This window comes from Pseudomonas sp. HS-18 (assembly GCF_020401845.1).
Lineage (GTDB): Bacteria > Pseudomonadota > Gammaproteobacteria > Pseudomonadales > Pseudomonadaceae > Pseudomonas > Pseudomonas nitroreducens.
On record NZ_CP084413.1, the window covers coordinates 6,322,690 to 6,342,243 of the forward strand.

Genomic DNA, 19,554 nt, shown 5'->3' on the forward strand with positions numbered 1-19,554 from the left:
CGCCCGAAGGGCGAAATCTGATGACCCTCTCCCTTCAGGGAGAGGGTGCCCGAAGGGCGGGAGAGGGTGCTGAAGGCGCGAGCCAACCCTCAACTGAAACGAAACAACGGGAGAGCGACCCTCTCCCCAACCCTCTCCCTGAAGGGAGAGGGAGCCGGTCAGCCGGCAAGATCAGTTTCCGGAGGCTACAAAATGCTAAACATCTTCTGCCCCCATTGCGGCGAGCTGCGTTCCGAAGAGGAATTCCACGCCAAGGGCCAGGCGCACATCCCGCGCCCGCTCGATCCGGCCGCCTGCACCGACGCCGAATGGGGCGACTACCTGTTCTTCCGCGACAACCCGCGCGGCATCCACCACGAGCTGTGGGTGCACGCCGCCGGCTGCCGCCAGTACTTCAACGTCACCCGCCACACGGTGACCTACGAGATTCTCGAAACCTACAAGATCGGCGAAAAACCCAGCGTCACCGCCGCCAACTCCGAGAAGAAATCCGCTGTCCAGCCCGCCGTGGAGAAGGCCTAATGAGCCAGATCAATCGCCTGTCCCGTGGCGGTCGCATCGACCGCAACAAGCCGCTGACCTTCAGCTTCAACGGCCAGAGCTACCAGGGCTTCGCCGGTGACACCCTGGCCGCCGCGCTGCTGGCCAACGGCGTCGACATCCTCGGCCGCAGCTTCAAGTACTCGCGCCCGCGCGGCATCGTCGCCGCCGGCGCCGAAGAGCCCAACGCCATCCTGCAGATCGGCTCGCGCGAATCCACCCAGGTGCCCAACGTGCGCGCCACCCAGCAGGCGCTGTACAGCGGCCTGGTGGCGACCGCCACCAACGGCTGGCCGAACGTGCAGAACGACCTCATGGGGATCTTCGGCAAGGTCGGCGGCAAGCTGATGCCGCCGGGCTTCTACTACAAGACCTTCATGTACCCGCAGTCCATGTGGCTGACCTACGAGAAGTACATCCGCAAGGCCGCAGGCCTCGGCCGCGCGCCCACCGAAGTGGACCCGGACAGCTACGACTGGATGAACCACCACGCCGACGTGCTGATCGTCGGCGCCGGCCCCGCCGGCCTCGCCGCCGCCCTGGCCGCCGCGCGCAGCGGTGCGCGGGTGATCCTCGCCGACGAACAGGAAGAGTTCGGCGGCAGCCTGCTGGATACCCGCGAAACCCTCGACGGCAAGCCGGCCGAGGAATGGGTGGCCAAGGTGATCGCCGAGCTGGAAGGCAACCCGGACGTGCTCCTGCTGCCGCGCTCCACGGTCAACGGCTACCACGACCACAACTTCCTCACCATCCACGAGCGCCGCACCGACCATCTCGGTGAGACCGCGCCGTTGGGTCAGGTGCGCATGCGTGTACATCGCGTGCGTGCCAACCGCGTGGTGCTCGCCGCCGGCGCCCACGAGCGCCCGCTGGTCTACGGCAACAACGACGTGCCGGGCAACATGCTCGCCGGCGCCGTCTCCACCTATGTGCGCCGCTATGGCGTGGCACCGGGCAAGAAACTGGTGCTGTCCACCAACAACGACTACGCCTACCGCGTCGCCCTGGACTGGCAGGAAGCCGGTCTGCAGGTGGTCGCCATCGCCGACGCCCGCCCCAATCCGCGTGGCGAGTGGGTCGAGGAAGCGCGCAAGCGCGGCATGCGGGTCATCACCGGCAGCGCGGTGATCGAGGCACGCGGCAGCAAGCGCGTGAGCGGCGCGAAGGTGGCGTCCATCGACACTTTCCGCCACAAGGTCAATGCGCCCGGTGAGTGGCTGGACTGCGACCTCATCGCCAGCTCCGGCGGCTACAGCCCGGTGGTGCACCTGGCCTCGCACCTGGGCGGCAAGCCGGAATGGCGCGAGGACATCCTCGCCTTCGTGCCCGGCCTGGCCTTCCAGAAACGCCTCTGTGCCGGCGCGGTGAACGGCGTGTTCCGCCTCGCCGATGCCCTGGCCGACGGCTACCAGGCCGGCAGCCAGGCCGCTGTCGACGGCGGCTTCAAGGCTGTCGACGGTGAGCTGCCGGTGGTCGCCGAGCGCGCCGAGGACGCCACCCTCGCGCTGTTCCAGGTGCCCCACGAGAAATCCACGGCGCGCGCGCCCAAGCAATTCGTCGATACCCAGAACGACGTCACCGCCGCCGCCATCGAACTGGCCTGCCGCGAGGGCTTCGAGTCCATTGAGCACGTCAAGCGCTACACCGCGCTGGGCTTCGGCACCGACCAGGGCAAGCTGGGCAACATCAACGGCCTGGCGATCGCCGCCCGCGCCCAGGGCAAGAGCATCGCCGACACCGGCACCACCATGTTCCGCCCCAATTACACCCCGGTGACCTTCGGCGCCGTCGCCGGCCGTCACTGCGGGCACCTGTTCGAGCCGGTGCGCTTCACCGCCCTGCACGCCTGGCACGTGAAGAACGGCGCCGAGTTCGAGGACGTCGGCCAGTGGAAGCGCCCGTGGTACTTCCCCAAGCGCGGCGAAGACATGCACGCCGCCGTGGCCCGCGAATGCCGCGCCGTGCGTGAGTCGGTCGGCCTGCTGGACGCCTCGACCCTGGGCAAGATCGACATCCAGGGCCCGGACGCCCGCGAGTTCCTCAACCGCGTCTACACCAACGCCTGGACCAAGCTGGACGTGGGCAAGGCCCGCTACGGCCTGATGTGCAAGGAAGACGGTATGGTCTTCGACGATGGCGTCACCGCCTGCCTGGCGGACAACCACTTCGTCATGACCACCACCACCGGCGGCGCGGCGCGCGTGCTGGAGTGGCTGGAGCTGTACCACCAGACCGAATGGCCGGAGCTGAAGGTGTACTTCACCTCGGTCACCGACCACTGGGCCACCCTGACCCTGTCCGGCCCCAACAGCCGCAAGCTGCTGGCCGAAGTCACCGACATCGACCTGGACAAGGACGCCTTCCCCTTCATGACCTGGAAGGAAGGCAAGGTCGCCGGCGTCCCGGCGCGGGTGTTCCGCATCTCCTTCACCGGCGAGCTGTCCTACGAGGTGAACATCCAGGCCAACTACGCCATGGGTGTGCTGGAGGCCATCGTCGCCGCCGGCGCCAAGTACAACCTGACGCCTTACGGCACCGAGACCATGCACGTCCTGCGCGCCGAGAAGGGCTTCATCATCGTCGGCCAGGACACCGATGCCTCGGTCACCCCGGACGACCTGAACATGGGTTGGGCGGTGGGCCGCACCAAGCCGTTCTCCTGGATCGGCTGGCGCGGCATGAACCGCGCCGACTGCCAGCGCGAAGACCGCAAGCAGCTGGTGGGCCTGAAGCCGACCAACCCGATGGACCTGCTGCCCGAAGGCGCGCAACTGCTGTTCACCCCGCAGCACAGCGTCCCGGCGACCATGGTCGGCCACGTCACCTCCAGCTACATGAGCAGCAGCCTGGGCTACAGCTTCGCTCTGGCGGTGGTGAAGGGCGGCCTCAAGCGCCTGGGCGAGAAGGTCTATGCCCCGCTGGCGGACGGCCGGGTGATCGAAGCGGAGATTTGCAGCTCGGTGTTCTACGACCCGAAAGGGGAGCGGCAGAACGTGGATTGATTCGGAGCGGCCGGTTGCCCTCACCCCCACCCTCTCCCGGAGGGAGAGGGTGTAGTTCGAGGCGGCCGGCGAGCACGACACTCACAGCATACTCAGCTCGGCCCCCTCTCCCTTCGGGAGAGGGCTGGGGTGAGGGGAAACAGGCGATAAGCGCCCCCAAGGTGAACAGAACATGAGCAAAGCCAACCTCTACCAGCAACGCCCCGCCGACGGCATCCAGGCCGAATCGCCCCTGCACCACGCCGAGCTGGACAAGCTCGCCGCGCGCAAGGTGGCCAACGCCGGCGTGACCCTGCGCGAGAAGAAATTCCTCGGCCACCTGACCCTGCGCGGCGACGCCCACGATCCGGCCTTCGCCGGTGGCGTGCACAAGGCCCTGGGCCTGGAGCTGCCGGTCGCCCTGGGCCTGGTGGCCAAGGGCGAAACCTCGCTGCAGTGGCTCGGCCCGGACGAGTGGCTGCTGATCGTTCCCGGCGGCGAGGAATTCGCCGTCGAGCAGCGCCTGCGAGAGGCGCTGGGCGAAGAGCTGCACTACTCGGTGATCAACGTCAGCGGCGGCCAGACCCTGCTGGAACTCGAAGGCGCCAAGGTCCGCGAAGTGCTGATGAAGTCCACCGGCTACGACGTGCACCCGAGCAACTTCCCGGTGGGCAAGGCGGTGGGTACGAACTTCGCCAAGTCCCAGCTGGTGATCCGCCATACCGGGGAGCACACCTGGGAGCTGGTGGTGCGCCGCAGCTTCTCCGACTACATCTGGCTGTGGCTGCAGGACGCCTGCGCCGAGTACGGCTTGCAGGTAGCGGCGTAAGAAACGCTCTTCCCCCTCTCCCCCTGGGAGAGGGCCGGGGTGAGGGAAACCCCACTCCAACCTCTGCAACCAGAGGAAAACTTCGGAGCCAGACCATGAGCCGCACCCCCGATACCTGGATCCTCACCGCCGACAGCCCGAGCCTGCTGGGCACGGTGGACGTGGTCACGCGCTACCTGTTCGAACAGCGCTGCTACGTCACCGAGCACCACTCCTTCGACGACCGCCTGGCGCAGCGCTTCTTCATCCGCATCGAATTCCGCGCCGGCGACGGCTTCGACGAGGCGGCCTTCCGCGCCGGCCTCGCCGACCGCGTCTCGCCCTTCCAGATGAACGTCGAACTGACCCCGCCGGGCTACCGCAGCAAGGTGGTGATCATGGTCTCCAAGGCCGACCACTGCCTGAACGACCTGCTCTACCGCCAGCGCATCGGCCAGTTGCCGATGGACGTGGCGGCGGTGATCTCCAACCACCCGGACCTGGAACCGCTGGCGCGCTGGCACGGCATTCCCTACCACCACTTCGCCCTCGACCCCAACGACAAGGGCGCGCAGGAGGCGAAGGTCTGGCAGGTGATCGAGGAAACCGGCGCCGAGCTGGTGATCCTCGCCCGCTACATGCAGGTGCTGTCCCCCGAGCTATGCCGGCGCCTGGACGGCTGGGCGATCAACATCCACCACTCGCTGCTGCCCGGCTTCAAGGGCGCCAAGCCCTACCACCAGGCCTACCAGAAGGGCGTGAAACTGGTCGGCGCCACCGCCCACTACATCAACAACGACCTCGACGAGGGCCCGATCATCGCCCAGGGCGTCGAGCCCGTGGACCACTCCCACTACCCCGAGGACCTGATCGCCAAGGGCCGCGACGTGGAGTGCCTGACCCTGGCCAAGGCCGTGGGCTACCACATCGAGAAGCGCGTGTTCCTGAATGCCAACCGGACGGTGGTGCTGTAGAGCAGCACCCGTAGGGCGCATAACGCCACAGGCGTTATCCGCCGTGCCGGCCTGAACGGCGGATGGATGGAGCTCATCCGCCCTACGCTTCTGGAGCCACCGGTGAAGCCGGTGACCAGACAGCGCACCGAACAAGCCCCCTCTCCCTCTGGGAGAGGGCTGGGGTGAGGGGCTCTTAGACCTCCTCCCACGCACCGAGCAACACCGACAGCCCAGCCGGCTGCCAGCTGTACCGACCGGCCCTGTCGCGCAACACACGACATCCCAGTGCAAAACCGCGAGCCGCAGGGCCCGCCTTTGTACCCACAAACACAATGAGGAATGCGTATGTCTGGCAATCGTGGTGTGGTTTATCTCGGCCCAGGAAAGGTCGAGGTCCAGAACATCCCCTATCCGAAGATGCAGGACCCGCAAGGCAAGCAGATCGACCACGGGGTAATCCTGCGCGTGGTCTCCACCAACATCTGCGGCTCCGACCAGCACATGGTCCGCGGCCGTACCACCGCGCCGGAGGGCCTGGTGCTGGGCCACGAGATCACCGGTGAAGTCGTCGAGATCGGCCGGGGCGTGGAGACCATGAAGATCGGCGACCTGGTTTCGGTCCCGTTCAACGTCGCCTGCGGCCACTGCCGCACCTGCAAGGAACAGCACACCGGCGTCTGCCTGACGGTCAACCCGGCTCGCGCCGGCGGCGCCTACGGCTACGTCGACATGGGCGGCTGGGTCGGCGGCCAGGCGGAATACGTACTGGTGCCCTACGCCGACTTCAACCTGCTGAAACTGCCCAACCGCGACGCGGCGATGGAGAAGATCCGCGACCTGACCTGCCTCTCCGATATCCTGCCCACCGGCTACCACGGCGCAGTGACTGCCGGCGTCGGTCCGGGCAGCACCGTCTACATCGCCGGCGCCGGTCCGGTGGGCCTTGCCGCCGCTGCTTCGGCCCGCCTGCTGGGCGCCGCCGTGGTCATCGTCGGTGACGTCAACCCGACCCGCCTGGCCCACGCCAAGGCGCAGGGCTTCGAGATCGCCGACCTGTCCAAGGACACTCCGCTGCACGAACAGATCGCCGATCTGCTGGGCGAGCCGGAAGTGGACTGCGCGGTCGACGCGGTGGGCTTCGAGGCCCGCGGCCATGGTCATTCCGGGTCGCAGCACGAGGCTCCGGCCACCGTGCTGAACTCGCTGATGGGCGTGGTGCGGGTGGCCGGCAAGATCGGCATTCCCGGCCTGTACGTCACCGAGGATCCGGGCGCCGTGGACGATGCCGCCAAGCACGGCAGCCTGAGCATCCGCTTCGGCCTGGGCTGGGCCAAGTCGCACAGCTTCCACACCGGCCAGACCCCGGTGATGAAGTACAACCGCCAGCTGATGCAGGCGATCATGTGGGACCGCATCAAGATCGCCGACATCGTCGGGGTGGAGGTCATCACCCTGGACGATGCGCCGAAAGGCTACGGCGAGTTCGATGCCGGGGTGCCGAAGAAATTCGTCATCGACCCGCACAACCTGTTCCGCGCCGCCTGACGGCGCACCCGCCCCCGGCCGCGAGCCACTTCCGCGGCCGTCTCTCCAGGGGAGCCGCAAGGCTCCCTTTTTTTGTCCGCACGGCAGGGACGTGCAGGAGCGAGGGGGACGCCTAGTTCTTGCTCGCGAACCTGCCCGGCACCGGCGCAACCGGGACATCTGTTCGCGAGCAAGCTCGCTCCTACAGAAAAGCCGTCAGTGCTTGGGAGCGGGGCAGTTGAAGTCGCCTTCCTGGCAGTCGGACAGCGTCTGCAGCTCCTTGATGCGCTGATCGGTCATGGCCTTCAGGCAGTTGCTGTAGGCCATCGGGTAACCCGAACCACCCTCGACGCTGGACGTCTCGAACTTGCAGCTCAGGTCGCGGTAGTTCAGCCAGGCCTTCTGCGCGGCGGTGAGCGCTTTCTTCTGTCCGGCATCCAGGCGCTGGCGGTACTGCCCGTAGAGGTCGTTGAGGCGCTTGTCGCTGGCTTTGTAAGCGGAGCCGATGCAGGCGTTGATATCCGCCTGGGTCTGGGCGTCGGCGCAGTCGGCAGCGGCCTGGGCGAGGGAGGAGAAGGCCAGCAGGCCGAGGGGAAGGAGCAGGAACTTCATGGGGACGCGATCCGTTGTTTTGGATGGAATCCCCACTCTAGCCGCTCGGGCAGGAAAGCGTTGTAGGACGCAGGCCCAGGTTCGACCCAGGACCGGCGGCGGATAACGCCTGGGGCGTTATTCGCCCTACCTGGGGCCGAACCCCTGTCGTAGGGCGGATAACCGCTCGCGGTTATCCGCCGTTTCGTCGCAGGTTCAGCCCAGCAGCTTCGCCGCCATCCGCTCCAGCGCCTGACGCTGGAAGGCGCGGAAGTCCGCGTCCGGCTGCTGGCCTTCAAGCATCGGCAGGAAGGGATCGACCACCTCGGTGCGCACGCCAACCATTTCCTCGATCACCGCGTGACCGCAGAACGGCACGTAGGCTTCCGCGTAGCCGCCCTCGTGCACCACCACCAGCTTGCCAGCGCACAGGCGCTCGGCGGCGTCACGCACGGCGGCAGTCATGAAGCGGAAGGTCTCGCTGTGGGCGAGCATCCGCGCCAGTGGGTCCACGCCGTTGGCGTCGAAGCCGCTGGCGACCACGATCAGCTCGGGCTGGAAGCGTTCCAGCGCCGGCACGATGAGGGTTTCCATGGCCGCGCGGTAGGCTTCGTCGCCGCTGCCCGGATAGAGCGGCACATTGAGGTTGTAGCCCTTGCCCGCGCCTTCGCCGATGTCGTCCACGGCGCCAGTCCCAGTGGGGTAGCAGTCGGCCTGGTGGATCGACAGGGTCAGCACGTCGTCACGGCCGTAGAAGATCGCCTCGGTGCCGTTGCCGTGGTGCACGTCCCAGTCGAGCACCGCCACGCGCTGGATACCGTGGCGCGCCTTGGCCGTCTCCACCGCCACGGCGATGTTGGCCAGGTAGCAGAAGCCCATGCCGCGATCGGGCAGGCAGTGGTGGCCCGGCGGGCGGGATAGCGCGTAGGCGTTGTCCAGTTCGCCGCGCAATACCGCGTCCACCGCGGCGATGGTCAGGCCTGCGGATTGCCGGGCGATGTCGTAGGTGCCATGGCTGACCATGGTTTCCTCGCCCATGTCGCCGTGGCCGGCTTCGCTGTACGCCTTGAAGCGCTCCAGGTAGCTGGCGGGGTGCACCCGCAGCAGGTCTTCCTCGCTGGCCAGCGGCGCGCTGGACAGGTGCAACTGGCTGCTCAGGCCGGAGACATCCATCAGGCTTTTCAGCCGGCGCTTGCTCTCCGGCGACTCGGCGTGGCCGGCGCCCACCGGCGGCTGCAGCCAGCCGCCGACCGGGAGGATCAGGGCATGCAGCCCGGTCGCGTGCCAGAAGCAGCGCTCGTCGAAGAAGAACCCGGTACGACGGCTCATGCGCGGGCCGCCTTCAGGGCGCGCTGGCGCTTGCGGCTGAACAGCCAGTAGACCGGCGAGACCACGCCCAGGCCGACGACCCAGGAGATGTCCGCGCCGTTCATGGCCTGCGCGGCGGCGCCGGTGTAGAGCGCGGTGGACATGAACGGCACCTGCACCAGGATGCCGAGGATGTAGCAGTTCACCGCGGTCCAGTTGAAGGTGCCGTAGATACCGCCGTCACGCCGGAAGAACGACAGCACGTCGTATTCGCCGTGGGCCACCAGGTAGTAGTCGACCAGGTTGATCGCGCTCCAGGGCACCAGCACGTAGAGCAGCAGCAGGATGAAGTTGGTGTAGTTGGCCATGAAGTTGTCCTGGCCGAGCAGGGCGATGGCCAGCGAGCCACCGAACAGCGCCAGGGCGATCACCGCGCGCCAGCCGGCCTGGGCCGACCAGGACGGCAGCAGGGTCTGGCCGACGGTGATGGCCGAGAGCGTGCCGCAGTAGAGGTTCATCGAGTTGGTCGCGGCGATGCCGATGGAGAACACCGCAACCATGATGGCGCTGAAGCCGCCGGTCATCTCGATCAGGCCGGCGATGACGTCGCCCTCGCCCACCGACAGGCCGACCAGCACACCCAGCAGCATTGGCAGGATGGAGCCCAGGCAGCAGCCCCAGTAGCTCGACCAGAACGCAGTGCGCGCACCGGTGCCCTGCGGCATGTAGCGCGAGTAGTCGGAAACGTAGGGGGCGTAGGCGAGTTGCCAGAGCGCGGCGATGGACAGCGCGCCGAGGAAGCCGGGGATGTTGTTCTCGTTGCGCTGCAGCAGGTCCGCCGGCAGGCCGTGGACGAACACCAGCCAGACGAAGCTGATCAGCAGCACCGCGCCGGACAGCCAGGACATCACGCGGGTGTAGCCGTGGATCAGGCGGTAGCCGAACACCGTGGCGATCACACTGATCGCACCCACCAGCAGGATGCCAGTGTTGGTGCCGATCACCTCGAAGCGCGCGTGCAACGCCTGGCCGCCGAGCACCAGGTTGGAAGCGAAGAAGCCCAGGTACATGATCACCACCAGGGCGACCACCAGCAGCGAGCCGAAGGAGCCAAACTGGCCGCGGGTCTGCACCATCTGCGGCACGCCCAGCTGTGGGCCCTGGGCCGAGTGCAGGGCCATGAACACGCCGCCCACCAGGTTGCCCAGCACCAGCGCCAGCACGGCGGCGAAGAATGGCAGCTTGAACACGGTGACCGCCAGGGCGCCGGTGACCACGGTCAGCAGCATGATGTTGCTGCCGAACCAGATGGTGAAGAGGTCGCGGGCGCGGCCGTGTCGTTCGTGCGCAGCGATGGGCTGGATGGTGCTCAGCTCCAGCGTCGTCGCCTGGTTTTGCGTCGTTGTCATGGTGTTTCTCACGCGTCGTTGGCAAGGCAGGCCCGGCGCAAGCGCCGGGCGCGGATCAGGAAAGGGAAATCAGCGAGCGGCCCAGGCGTTGAAGCGCTGTTCCAGCTCTTCGCCGTGGTCGACCCAGAAGGCCGCGTCCACCGAGCGGGCGCCTTCGAGGTTGGCCGGCGCGGTGGGCAGCGCGTCGCGCACGTCCGCCGGCAGCAGGTCGAGGGTGCCCTTGTGCACGGGGCCGTAGGGGATGTTCTCGGAGAAGGTCTTCTGGGTCTGCGGCTGACTGGCGAAGGCGATGAACTTCTCGGCCAGCGCCTTGTTCGGCGTGCCTTTCACCACGGCCCAGTATTCCGGGTCGTACAGGCTGCCCGGCCAGACGATGCCCAGCTTCACGCCTTCCTTCTGCGCGGCGGCGATGCGGCCGTTGTAGGCGGCGCTCATCACCACGTCACCGGCGGCCAGCCACTGCGGCGGTTGCGCGCCGGCTTCCCACCACTGGATGTTGCCCTTGAGCTGGTCGAGCTTGGCGAAGGCGCGGTCGACGCCTTCCTTCGTGCCGAGCACCTTGTAGATATCTTCCTGCTTCACGCCGTCTGCCAGCAGGGCGATTTCCAGGGTGTACTTGGCGCCCTTGCGCAGGCCGCGCTTGCCCGGATATTCGGCGGTGTTCCAGAAGTCGGCCCAGGACTGCGGGGCCTTGGCGACCTTGGCGCCGTTGTAGGCCATGACCATGGACCAGACGTAGGTGGCCACGCCGCACTCGCTGAGGGTGCCGGGGACGAAGTTCTTCTCGTCGCCGATGGCCGCCGGGTCGATGCGCTCGAACAGGCCTTCCTCGCAGCCGCGCAGCAGCTCGGGGCTTTCCACCTCGACCACGTCCCAGGTGACTTTGCCGACATCGACCATGGCCTTCACCTTGGCCATCTCGCCGTTGTATTCGCCGGCAACGATCTTGCCGGCGCCACTGGCCTCGAAGGGCTTGAAGTAGGCCTGCTCCTGGGCCGCCTTGGTGGCGCCGCCGAAGGAGATGACGGTGATGCTTTGGGACTGGGCGTTCACGCTGCCGACAGCGGCGGCGAGGGCACAGGTGATGGAGATGCGCGTGAGCAAGGACACTTTCATGGAACGACTCCCACAGCCGGATTGGCGTTGTTGTGTTGCTGGGCAGTACCCCCGGCCAGAAGCCGGGCAAAAGGGTTCCATCGCGCGGGCGTCTTTGCGCTCGCGGCGTTGTTGTTGGTGTTCTTTTTTGTAGGAGCGGGATTGCTCGTGAAACTTCGGCGCTAGCGGGTTCCCTCTCCCTAACCCTCTCCCTTCAGGGAGAGGGTTAGGGAGAGGGGCCCTCAGACCCAGCACAAAAGCTTCGCGAGCAAGGACTAGGCGTCCTCCTCGCTCCTACAAAAGTGCGTGCCTTACAGCACGCCGATTTCCTGGGCCGTGCGATCCACCGCGCGGCGGGTCTTGTCGACCAGTTCGTCGATCTCGGCACGACCGGCGACCAGCGCCGGGGCCATGATCATGCGGCCGAGGGTGGAACGGATGATCACGCCTTCCTCGAAGCCGATGGTGCGGCAGCGCCAGGCGATGTCGTTCTCGTTGTCGAAGCGCTTGCGGGTGGCCTTGTCCTCGACGAACTGCAGCGCGGCGACGAAGCCGGTGCCCTGGATGTCGCCCACCAGCGGGTGGTTGCCGAAGACCTCGCGCAGGCACTGCTGCAGGTACGGGCCGGTGTCGTTCTTCACCGCAGTCACCCAGCCCTCGTCACGCAGCGCGCGCAGGTTGGCGACGGCTACGGCGGCGGCCACCGGGTGGCCGGAGTAGGTCAGGCCGTGGGCGAACACGCCGCCCTCTTCCACCAGCGCCTTGGCGATGCGCTTGCTCAGCACCAGGCCGCCCATGGGGATGTAGCCGGAGGTCAGGCCCTTGGCGATGGACAGGGTGTCCGGCTGGAAGCCGAAGTGCTGGTGGGCGAACCACTCGCCGGTACGGCCGAAGCCACCGATCACTTCGTCGGCGCACAGCAGCACGTCGTACTGACGGCAGATGCGCTGGATTTCCGGCCAGTAGCTTTCCGGCGGGAAGATCATGCCGCCGGCGCCCTGGAACGGCTCGGCGATGAAGCCGGCGACGTTGTCGGCGCCCAGTTCGAGAATCTTCTCTTCCAGCTGCAGCGCGCAGCGACGGCCGAACTCGGCCGGGGTCAGGTCACCGCCGGCGGCGAAGAAGTAGGGTTCGTCGATGTGCGCGATGTCCGGGATCAGGCCGCCCATCTCGTGCATGAACTTCATGCCGCCCAGCGCGGTGGCCGCCAGGGTCGAGCCGTGGTAGCCGTTCCAGCGGCCGATCATGATCTTCTTCTGCGGCTTGCCTTCGATCTGCCAGAAGCGGCGCACGGTACGGATCAGCACCTCGTTGGCCTCGGAGCCGGAGTTGGTGTAGATCGCGTGGCTGTAGTGGTCGGGCAGCAGGCTGAAGAGCGTCTCGGAGAGTTCGATCACCGCCGGGTGGGTGGTGTGGAAGAACATGTTGTAGTACGGCAGCTCGTCCAGCTGGGCGGTGGCGGCGGCGGTCAGGTCCTTGCGGCCGTAGCCCAGGTTGGTGCACCACAGGCCGGACATGCCGTCGATGTACTTGTTGCCGTCGTTGTCCCACAGATGCAGGCCTTCGCCACGCACCATCACGCGCGGGCCCTCGGCGTTCAGCGCCTTCTGGTCGAGGAAGGCATGGATGTGGTGGGCCGCATCGGCTTTCTGGTATTCACGGGTGTCGCGCGGGGCGCGGGTGTTGTCGGTCATCGACTTTCTCCTCTATCCCTCGGCGGTGCTCCGGCAGCCGGCCTGAGGGGTCTTCAGGGGATCGAGGGCGACGGACTTACCTGGGCAGTCTCACCGGCCGTCTCGAACGGTTCGGTTAGAACCTGTTTACGATCTGCTGCGCGTCGGCATGGCGGCGTTAAAAACAGGCTCTTATGAATCGGGGTATTGCTCAGGCGCCGGGTTCGACCCCGGCGGCCTGTCTTGTCTTCAGTCGCGCAGCTGGAACCAGGTGGTTTTCAACTGGGTGTACTTGTCGAACGAGTGCAGCGAGAGGTCGCGGCCGAAGCCGGACTGCTTGCCGCCACCAAAGGGAATCGCCGGGTCCAGCGCGTCCACAGTGTTCACCGACACGGTGCCGGCATTGAGCTTGCGGGCCACGCGGTGAGCGCGGTGCAGGTCATCGCTCCACAGCGAAGCGGCGAGGCCGTAGATGCTGTCGTTGGCCAGACGCACGGCTTCCTCTTCGCTGTCGAAGGGGATGACTGCAAGCACCGGGCCGAACACTTCGTCGCGGGCCAGGGACTGTTCCGGGCGCACGCCGGTGAAGAGGGTCGGTTCGATGAAGTTGTCCGAGCCATTGAAGCTCAGCTGGCGGCCACCGCAGGCGAGCTGCGCGCCATCGCTCTGGGCGCGGTCGATGCAGGCCATGATGCCGGCGGTCTGCTTGTTGTCGACGATGGAGCCGGCGCGGCTGGCCGGGTCCAGCGGGTCGCCGGGCGCCCAGTCGCGGGCCTTGGCGATCAGGCGCTCGACGAACTCGTCGTGGATCGAACGCTCCACCAGCAGGCGCGAGTTGGCCGAGCAGACTTCGCCCTGGTTGAAGAAGATGCCGAAGGCGGCTTTTTCAGCGGCGAGGTCGAGGTCGCGGCAGTCGGCGAACACCAGGTTCGGGCTCTTGCCGCCGCACTCCAGCCAGACCTGCTTGAGGTTGGACTGCGCGGAATACTGCATGAAGTACTTGCCGACCTGGGTCGAGCCGGTGAACACCAGGGCGTCCACATCCGGGTGCAGGCCCAGCGCCTTGCCGGCGGTTTCGCCCAGGCCCGGCACGACGTTCAGCACGCCTTCGGGGATGCCGGCTTCGAGCGCCAGCTCGGCCAGGCGCAGGGCGGAGAACGGCGACTGCTCGGCGGGCTTGAGCACCACGGAGTTGCCGGCGGCCAGCGCGGGCGCCAGCTTCCAGGCGGCCATGTCGAGCGGGAAGTTCCACGGCACCACGGCGCCGATCACGCCCAGCGGCGTGCGGGTGATGGTGGCCAGGGCGTTCTGCGCGGTCGGGGCGACCTGATCGTAGAGCTTGTCGAGGCTTTCGGCGTACCAGGAGAACACGCCTGCGGCGCCGGGCACGTCGATATTCCAGGCGTCCATCACCGGCTTGCCCATGTTCAGGGTGTCGAGCAGGGCCAGTTCGTCGCGGTTGGCCATCATCAGCTCGGCGAGCTTCTGCAGCACGGCCTTGCGCTCACGCGGCGCCATGCGCGCCCAGGGGCCGGTCTCGAAGGCCTGGCGGGCAACCCGCACGGCGGCGTCGATCTCGGCCGCGCCACAGGCGGCGACATTGGCCAGCAGGCGATTGGTCGCCGGGTCGATGGACGCGAAGGTCGCGCCGTCCTGCGCAGCCACGCGGCGGCCGCCGATCAGCGCGCTGTCGATGAAGGTCTGCCGGGCAGCACGCTGCCGCCAATCGTTGAGCTCGTACACCAGGGCACTCCGTGGAGGATCGTTGTTGTTGGAATGTGGATTGGATGGTCGCCGAAGGCCTTGCCAAGGAAAATTATTAAATTTGTCTTCGGGGTATATGAAAAAGCTGGGCAGCCTCGCACCAGCCCGGAGCATGGCGCGCCATCGCGGGGCGTGCCTGCGCACCGCTGCAGGGCCCGTATTCAGCGGGTCAGCGCACCGTACAGCTCGGGGCGGCGGCACGCCAGGTAAGGGAAAGTGCCGGCCTGGCGGGCACGCTGCTGCGTGTCGAGATCGACGATCAGCAGACTCTCCGCGGGCCCGGCGGCAGCCAGGCGCTCGCCGTCCGGCGCGACGATGCAGGAGCCGCCGAGGAAGGCCAGTCCGTCCTCCACGCCGCAGTGGTTGCAGTAGGCGACGAACAACTGGTTCTCCACCGCCCGCGCCGGGACGATCACGCCCGGAACCGCGCCGTACTCCGGCGTCAGCGCGGTGGGGATGAGGATCAGCCCGGCGCCGTTCAGTGCGTGGGTGCGTACCGCCTCGGGATACTCCACGTCGAAGCAGATCAGCAGGCCGATACGCCAGCCGGCGTAGTCGAACGGGGCTTCCAGCACATCACCGGCGCTGAACACTTCGCGCTCCATGGCGCCGAACAGGTGCGCCTTGCGGTAGTGCCCGATGGCCTTCCCGGATGGGCCGATCACCTGCACCGAGTTGTACGGCTTGCCGCCCTGAGGGTGGCGTTCGGCGTAGCCGTAGGCGATAGCCAGCCCGAGGCGCTGCGCCAGCTCGCCGATACGCCGGGCGGATGGCCCGTCCGCCGCTTCGGCCAGCTCGTTCATCTGCTGCGGGACGTTGTAGCCGCCCAGCCAGAGTTCCGGGCAGAGCAGCAGCTGCGCGCCGGTTGCGGCGGCCGCGCTGGCCTGGCGCTCCAGTTGGTCGAGGTTGCCGGCAACGTCGCCGGGAAGTCCGCAGGTCTGCCACAGGGCCATGCGCATGGGCTTTACTCCAGTCCGCGTGTACGGGATTTGCAGGGTGCATTTAGGGTTTGGGCGGAGTATGCCCGCGCCCGGAGGGACGCAGCAGGCGGCCAAGGCCATGAAAAATGTGGTCCCCGGCGAGGAAAATCTTCGCCACGGGCCGCCCCCGCCGGCCGGCTCAACGCGGTATCTTGTATAAAAAAGCATCAACGAGGCGTGCAGTGGCTTCCTATACCTTGCGGCAACTGAAGTATTTCGTGACCACCGTGGAGTGCGGCAGCGTGGCTGAAGCCTCGCGCAAGCTGTACATCGCGCAACCGTCCATCTCCACGGCGATCAAGGGCCTGGAAGAGAGCTTCGGCGTGCAGTTGTTCATCCGCCACCACGCCCAGGGCGTGTCGCTCACTCCCAGCGGCGCGCGCTTCTACCGCAAGGCGCAGGAACTGCTGCGCATGGCCCACGAGTTCGAGCAGAACGCCCTGGCCGACAATGACGTGGTCGCCGGGCAGATCGACATCGGCTGCTTCGAGACCGTCGCCCCGCTCTACCTGCCGCGGCTGATCTCGGGCTTCCGCGAGCGCTACCCGGGCGTGGAAATCCGCATCAGCGACGGCGAGCAGCAGGAGCTGGTGCAGGGCCTCACCGCCGGCCGCTTCGACCTGGCGCTGCTCTACGAACACGACCTCGACGCGACCATCTCCACCGACCCGCTGATGCCCGCCCAGCGCCCCTACGCGCTGCTGCCGGAGAACCACCGCTTCGCCAAGCAGGACAAGGTGTCCCTGCGCGACCTGGTGCTGGAACCGATGATCCTGTTGGACGTGCAACCCAGCCGCACCTACTTCGTGCGCATCTTCGAGGAACTGGGGCTGAACCCGCACATCGCCTTCAGCTCGCCCTCCATCGAGATGGTGCGCGGCATGGTCGGCCAGGGTTTCGGCTTCTCGGTGCTGGTCACCCGCCCGCATTCGGAGTGCACCTACGACGGCAAGAAGGTGGTGATGGTGAACATCGCCGAGGACGTCAGCGCCTCCGGCCTGGTCGCCGCCTGGCTCAAGCGCGCCCAGCTGACCAAGCCGGCGCAGTTGTTCGTCGACTTCGCACGGGAGGAGTTGAGCGGGAAGCACTGAGGCCCGCTGTTGGTAGGAGCGAGCTCGCTCGCGAACAGACGTCGGCGCTGCGGCCTGCCCTCACCCTCTCCCGGAGGGAGAGGGGACTGGTCGGCATGCACTGAATACACAGCGCTCGCCGGCTAACTCCGAAAACAAGCCAACACTGCGAACGGCCCCCTCTCCCCCTGGGTGAGGGAAACACCCAGGCACCAAACTCCCCTCCCGTCACTCCCCGTGCCCCTCGCCGACATCCGGCGTTACAATCTCGCCCCCTTTCGTTTCCGTTGTCCCATCGTCCCCATGCTCATCTGGAAAGAGCGCGTGCAGCGCCTGATCACCCTCGTCCTCGGCCTGCTGCAGCGCTACCCGCGCCTGATCGCCCTCTTCGGTTTCTGCTCCGGAGTGTTCAGCTTCGTCATGGTCGACCGCCACCGCGCCGGTTTCGCCCGCGCCATGGCCATCGTCATGCTGGTCAGCTGGATCTGGCTGATGCTGGAGAACCTGCTCACCAAGCGCTTCAAGAGCCGCTTCGGCTGGGAAGTACCGCCGGGCCTGCTGCGCTACGCCACCCAGCTGATCCACCAGGAAAGCCTGTTCTTCTGCCTGCCGTTCTTCTTCGTCACCACCACCTGGAACAGCGGCCAGGCGCTGTTCACCGGCGTGCTGACGCTGGCGGGGCTTGCCGCGATCACCGACCCGATCTACTACAAGTGGCTGTCGGTGCGGCGCTGGACCTTCCTCGGCTATCACACCCTGACGCTGTTCGCGGTGCTGCTCACCGCGCTGCCGATCATCCTCCACCTGAGCACCCCGCAGAGTTACCAGGCGGCGCTGGGCATCGCCGTGCTGCTGTCCTTCCCGAGCCTCGCGGTGACGGTGAAGATCCACAAATGGTGGCGTTGGTTCGCCCTCGTCGGCCTGACCCTGTCCATCGGCGCGGTGGGCTGGTTCGCCCGCGCCTGGGTGCCGCCGTCGACCCTGTGGATGACCGAGATGGCGGTGACCGAGAGCTTCGACAACGCCCAGCGCACTCCCGGCGACAGCCTGGAGACGGTCAGCGTCGCGCAGATCAAGAGCCAGGGCCTTTACGCCTACACCGCGATCAACGCTCCGCGCGGGCTGAACGAGCGCATCTATCACGCCTGGCGCAAGGACGGCCAGGAAGTCGACCGCATCGCCCTGGACATCAAGGGCGGCCGCGAAGCCGGCTATCGCGCCTGGACACACAAGCAGAACTTCCCCAGCGACCCCAGCGGCAAGTGGCAGGTGCAGGTGCTCACCGAAGCCGGACAAGTCATCGGCACATTGCGCTTCGAGGTCACGCCCTGACCGCTCGGTATCCTTGACCCGCCTCGGCGCTTTCCTCTACATAGAGCCTCTCCCGAGAACAAAAAGCACCGAGAGAGTCATGACCGATACTGCCCTGCACCCGTTCGACCGCGCCGTGGCCCTGCAACCCGTAGCCGGCCAGCCCAACCTCTACGAAGGCCACACCAGCCAGGACTACTGGAACATGGTCGGCCCCTTCGGTGGCGTGACCGCCGCGGTCCTGCTGCAGGGCGCGCTGCGCCATCCGCAGCTGCTCGGCAGCCCGGTGTCATTGACGGTGAACTATGCCGCTGCCGTCGTGGCAGGCGCCTTCCAGGTCGAAGCCATCCCGGTGCGCACCAACCGCTCCACCCAGCACTGGCTGCTGCAACTGACCCAGCCCGATGACGCCGGCGAACAGCAGGTCACCACCACTGCCACCCTGGTCACCGCGCTGCGCCGCGAAACCTGGAGCCTGACCGATATCCCCGCGCCGAACGTCGCTCCGCCCAGCGACTTCGAGCCGATGAGCCCAGCCGCCAAGGGCGTGGCCTGGCCCAGGCAGTACGAGATGCGCCCGGTCTCCGGCGCCTTCCCGACGAAATGGGACGGCAGCGGCGAGACCAGCCGCAGCCAGCTCTGGATGCGCGATGCACAACCACGCCCGCTGGACTTCCTGTCCCTGGCGGCGCTGAGCGACATCTTCTACCCGCGCGTCTGGCTGCGCCGCGCCACGCCGGTACCGGCCGGCACCGTGTCGATCACCACCTACTTCCACACCGACGCGGCGCAACTGGCCGAGGTCGGCACCGGCCACCTGCTGGGCGACGCCCGCGCCCAGGAATTCCGCAATGGCTTCTTCGACCAGAGCGCGCAGCTGTGGAGCGAGTCCGGCGCGCTGCTGGCGACCAGCAACCAGATCGTTTACTACAAGGAATAAGTGCCTCAGACCCGTTTTCTGAGGGGCATGGGTCACCTGTAGGAGCAAGCCTGCTCGCGAACAGGGCTCCAGGCATGCACCGAAGCTGGGCGGTTCGCGAGCAAGCTCGCTCCTACAGAAAGCCGGAGGTATTGCGGCAGGCAGGCAACAAAAAGCCCGGCACTTGGCCGGGCTTTCTCATCGCTGTGCAGCAGGCTCAGACCTTGCGCACGAACTCCGACTTCAGCTTCATCGCGCCGATACCGTCGATCTTGCAGTCGATGTCGTGGTCGCCGTCGACGAGACGGATGTTCTTCACCTTGGTGCCGACCTTCACCACCAGGGACGAGCCCTTGACCTTGAGGTCCTTGATCACGGTGACGGTATCGCCGTCCTGCAGCAGGTTGCCCACCGAGTCCTTGATCACGCGCGCGTCGCCGTCAGCCTCGGCGGATGCATCGGCGGACCACTCATGGGCGCACTCGGGGCAGACCAGCTGGGCGCCGTCTTGGTAGGTGTATTCGGAATTGCATTTGGGGCAGGGCGGCAGCTGGCTCACGGCGGTTCTCACAGTGGAAACGGTAAAAAGACCGCAGAGTATATAAGGTTTCTCCCGTCCCTGCCC

16 protein-coding genes and 1 pseudogene are annotated in these 19,554 nt (G+C 66.9%); 8 read left to right on the forward strand and 9 right to left on the reverse strand.

Features of this window, described 5'->3' with window-relative positions:
* Positions 1-192 precede the first annotated feature (192 nt).
* From LDJ84_RS29375 to fdhA, 5 genes are all read left to right on the forward strand, one after another.
* Entirely contained in the window at positions 193-522 is a 330-nt protein-coding gene (locus tag LDJ84_RS29375; protein ID WP_024766974.1) for a sarcosine oxidase subunit delta, read from the forward strand.
* Positions 522-3,542, forward strand: a complete 3,021-nt coding sequence (locus LDJ84_RS29380) for a sarcosine oxidase subunit alpha (protein WP_226045665.1) — start codon at positions 522-524, stop codon at positions 3,540-3,542. The genes LDJ84_RS29375 and LDJ84_RS29380 overlap by 1 nt, the downstream gene beginning before the upstream one ends.
* Before the next feature lie 172 nt (positions 3,543-3,714).
* Positions 3,715-4,350: a sarcosine oxidase subunit gamma gene (locus tag LDJ84_RS29385; RefSeq protein ID WP_054909645.1), complete on the forward strand. Its 636-nt coding sequence runs from the start codon at positions 3,715-3,717 to the stop codon at positions 4,348-4,350.
* Between the two features lie 95 nt (positions 4,351-4,445).
* Positions 4,446-5,303 (forward strand): formyltetrahydrofolate deformylase, encoded by an 858-nt coding sequence (locus tag LDJ84_RS29390; protein ID WP_024766976.1) that lies wholly within the window; start codon positions 4,446-4,448, stop codon positions 5,301-5,303.
* A gap of 327 nt (positions 5,304-5,630) precedes the next feature.
* Positions 5,631-6,830: a formaldehyde dehydrogenase, glutathione-independent gene (gene fdhA / locus LDJ84_RS29395; RefSeq protein WP_038803808.1), complete on the forward strand. Its 1,200-nt coding sequence runs from the start codon at positions 5,631-5,633 to the stop codon at positions 6,828-6,830.
* Positions 6,831-7,025: 195 nt separating this feature from the next.
* On the opposite strand, the gene LDJ84_RS29400 is transcribed toward fdhA, so the two are convergent.
* The 8 genes and pseudogenes from LDJ84_RS29400 to LDJ84_RS29430 all read right to left on the reverse strand — a co-directional run bounded on the left by LDJ84_RS29400 (position 7,026) and on the right by LDJ84_RS29430 (position 15,608).
* The gene (locus LDJ84_RS29400) at positions 7,026-7,421 is read right to left on the reverse strand and encodes a lysozyme inhibitor LprI family protein (RefSeq protein WP_169889288.1); all 396 of its coding nucleotides are present in this window, start codon (positions 7,419-7,421) and stop codon (positions 7,026-7,028) included.
* Positions 7,422-7,616: 195 nt separating this feature from the next.
* A complete protein-coding gene (locus LDJ84_RS29405; protein WP_084359590.1) occupies positions 7,617-8,729 on the reverse strand; it encodes a class II histone deacetylase in 1,113 nt (370 codons plus the stop codon).
* Complete coding sequence (locus tag LDJ84_RS29410) at positions 8,726-10,117, reverse strand: purine-cytosine permease family protein (protein WP_024766978.1); 1,392 nt, start codon at positions 10,115-10,117, stop codon at positions 8,726-8,728. Before LDJ84_RS29410 ends, LDJ84_RS29405 begins: the two co-directional genes overlap by 4 nt.
* 69 nt (positions 10,118-10,186) lie before the next feature.
* Positions 10,187-11,233, reverse strand: a complete 1,047-nt coding sequence (locus LDJ84_RS29415; RefSeq protein ID WP_084359586.1) for an ABC transporter substrate-binding protein — start codon at positions 11,231-11,233, stop codon at positions 10,187-10,189.
* Positions 11,234-11,523: 290 nt separating this feature from the next.
* Entirely contained in the window at positions 11,524-12,906 is a 1,383-nt protein-coding gene (locus LDJ84_RS29420) for an aspartate aminotransferase family protein (protein WP_065083729.1), read from the reverse strand.
* Positions 12,907-12,918: 12 nt separating this feature from the next.
* Positions 12,919-13,019, reverse strand: a pseudogene (locus LDJ84_RS31005) (hypothetical protein); the annotation flags it as partial.
* 115 nt (positions 13,020-13,134) lie between these two features.
* Positions 13,135-14,628, reverse strand: coding sequence for an aldehyde dehydrogenase (locus LDJ84_RS29425; protein ID WP_193452934.1), 1,494 nt, complete (start codon positions 14,626-14,628; stop codon positions 13,135-13,137).
* 182 nt (positions 14,629-14,810) lie between these two features.
* The gene (locus LDJ84_RS29430) at positions 14,811-15,608 is read right to left on the reverse strand and encodes a carbon-nitrogen hydrolase family protein (RefSeq protein ID WP_065083730.1); all 798 of its coding nucleotides are present in this window, start codon (positions 15,606-15,608) and stop codon (positions 14,811-14,813) included.
* A gap of 203 nt (positions 15,609-15,811) precedes the next feature.
* Here LDJ84_RS29430 and LDJ84_RS29435 point away from each other — a divergent pair, with 203 nt between their 5' ends.
* From LDJ84_RS29435 to LDJ84_RS29445, 3 genes are all read left to right on the forward strand, one after another.
* Positions 15,812-16,720 carry a LysR substrate-binding domain-containing protein gene (locus LDJ84_RS29435; protein ID WP_024766981.1) on the forward strand — a complete coding sequence of 303 codons (909 nt, stop codon included), beginning with the start codon at positions 15,812-15,814 and terminating at the stop codon, positions 16,718-16,720.
* Positions 16,721-17,002: 282 nt separating this feature from the next.
* A complete protein-coding gene (locus LDJ84_RS29440) occupies positions 17,003-18,031 on the forward strand; it encodes a DUF5924 family protein (protein WP_024766126.1) in 1,029 nt (342 codons plus the stop codon).
* Positions 18,032-18,110: 79 nt separating this feature from the next.
* Positions 18,111-18,950, forward strand: a complete 840-nt coding sequence (locus tag LDJ84_RS29445) for an acyl-CoA thioesterase (RefSeq protein WP_084359582.1) — start codon at positions 18,111-18,113, stop codon at positions 18,948-18,950.
* 196 nt (positions 18,951-19,146) lie between these two features.
* Here the strand turns inward: LDJ84_RS29445 and LDJ84_RS29450 are convergent, their stop codons facing one another.
* Entirely contained in the window at positions 19,147-19,488 is a 342-nt protein-coding gene (locus LDJ84_RS29450; RefSeq protein WP_065083732.1) for a zinc ribbon domain-containing protein YjdM, read from the reverse strand.
* Positions 19,489-19,554: the final 66 nt, after the last annotated feature.

Bases quoted from the DNA above. Each gene is read 5' to 3' on its own strand.
- LDJ84_RS29375 (WP_024766974.1), top strand. From the start codon at position 193: ATGCTAAACATCTTCTGCCCCCATTGCGGCGAGCTGCGTTCCGAAGAG.
- LDJ84_RS29380 (WP_226045665.1), top strand. From the start codon at position 522: ATGAGCCAGATCAATCGCCTGTCCCGTGGCGGTCGCATCGACCGCAAC.
- LDJ84_RS29385 (WP_054909645.1), top strand. From the start codon at position 3,715: ATGAGCAAAGCCAACCTCTACCAGCAACGCCCCGCCGACGGCATCCAG.
- LDJ84_RS29390 (WP_024766976.1), top strand. From the start codon at position 4,446: ATGAGCCGCACCCCCGATACCTGGATCCTCACCGCCGACAGCCCGAGC.
- fdhA (WP_038803808.1), top strand. From the start codon at position 5,631: ATGTCTGGCAATCGTGGTGTGGTTTATCTCGGCCCAGGAAAGGTCGAG.
- LDJ84_RS29400 (WP_169889288.1), bottom strand. From the start codon at position 7,421: ATGAAGTTCCTGCTCCTTCCCCTCGGCCTGCTGGCCTTCTCCTCCCTC.
- LDJ84_RS29405 (WP_084359590.1), bottom strand. From the start codon at position 8,729: ATGAGCCGTCGTACCGGGTTCTTCTTCGACGAGCGCTGCTTCTGGCAC.
- LDJ84_RS29410 (WP_024766978.1), bottom strand. From the start codon at position 10,117: ATGACAACGACGCAAAACCAGGCGACGACGCTGGAGCTGAGCACCATC.
- LDJ84_RS29415 (WP_084359586.1), bottom strand. From the start codon at position 11,233: ATGAAAGTGTCCTTGCTCACGCGCATCTCCATCACCTGTGCCCTCGCC.
- LDJ84_RS29420 (WP_065083729.1), bottom strand. From the start codon at position 12,906: ATGACCGACAACACCCGCGCCCCGCGCGACACCCGTGAATACCAGAAA.
- LDJ84_RS29430 (WP_065083730.1), bottom strand. From the start codon at position 15,608: ATGCGCATGGCCCTGTGGCAGACCTGCGGACTTCCCGGCGACGTTGCC.
- LDJ84_RS29440 (WP_024766126.1), top strand. From the start codon at position 17,003: ATGCTCATCTGGAAAGAGCGCGTGCAGCGCCTGATCACCCTCGTCCTC.
- LDJ84_RS29445 (WP_084359582.1), top strand. From the start codon at position 18,111: ATGACCGATACTGCCCTGCACCCGTTCGACCGCGCCGTGGCCCTGCAA.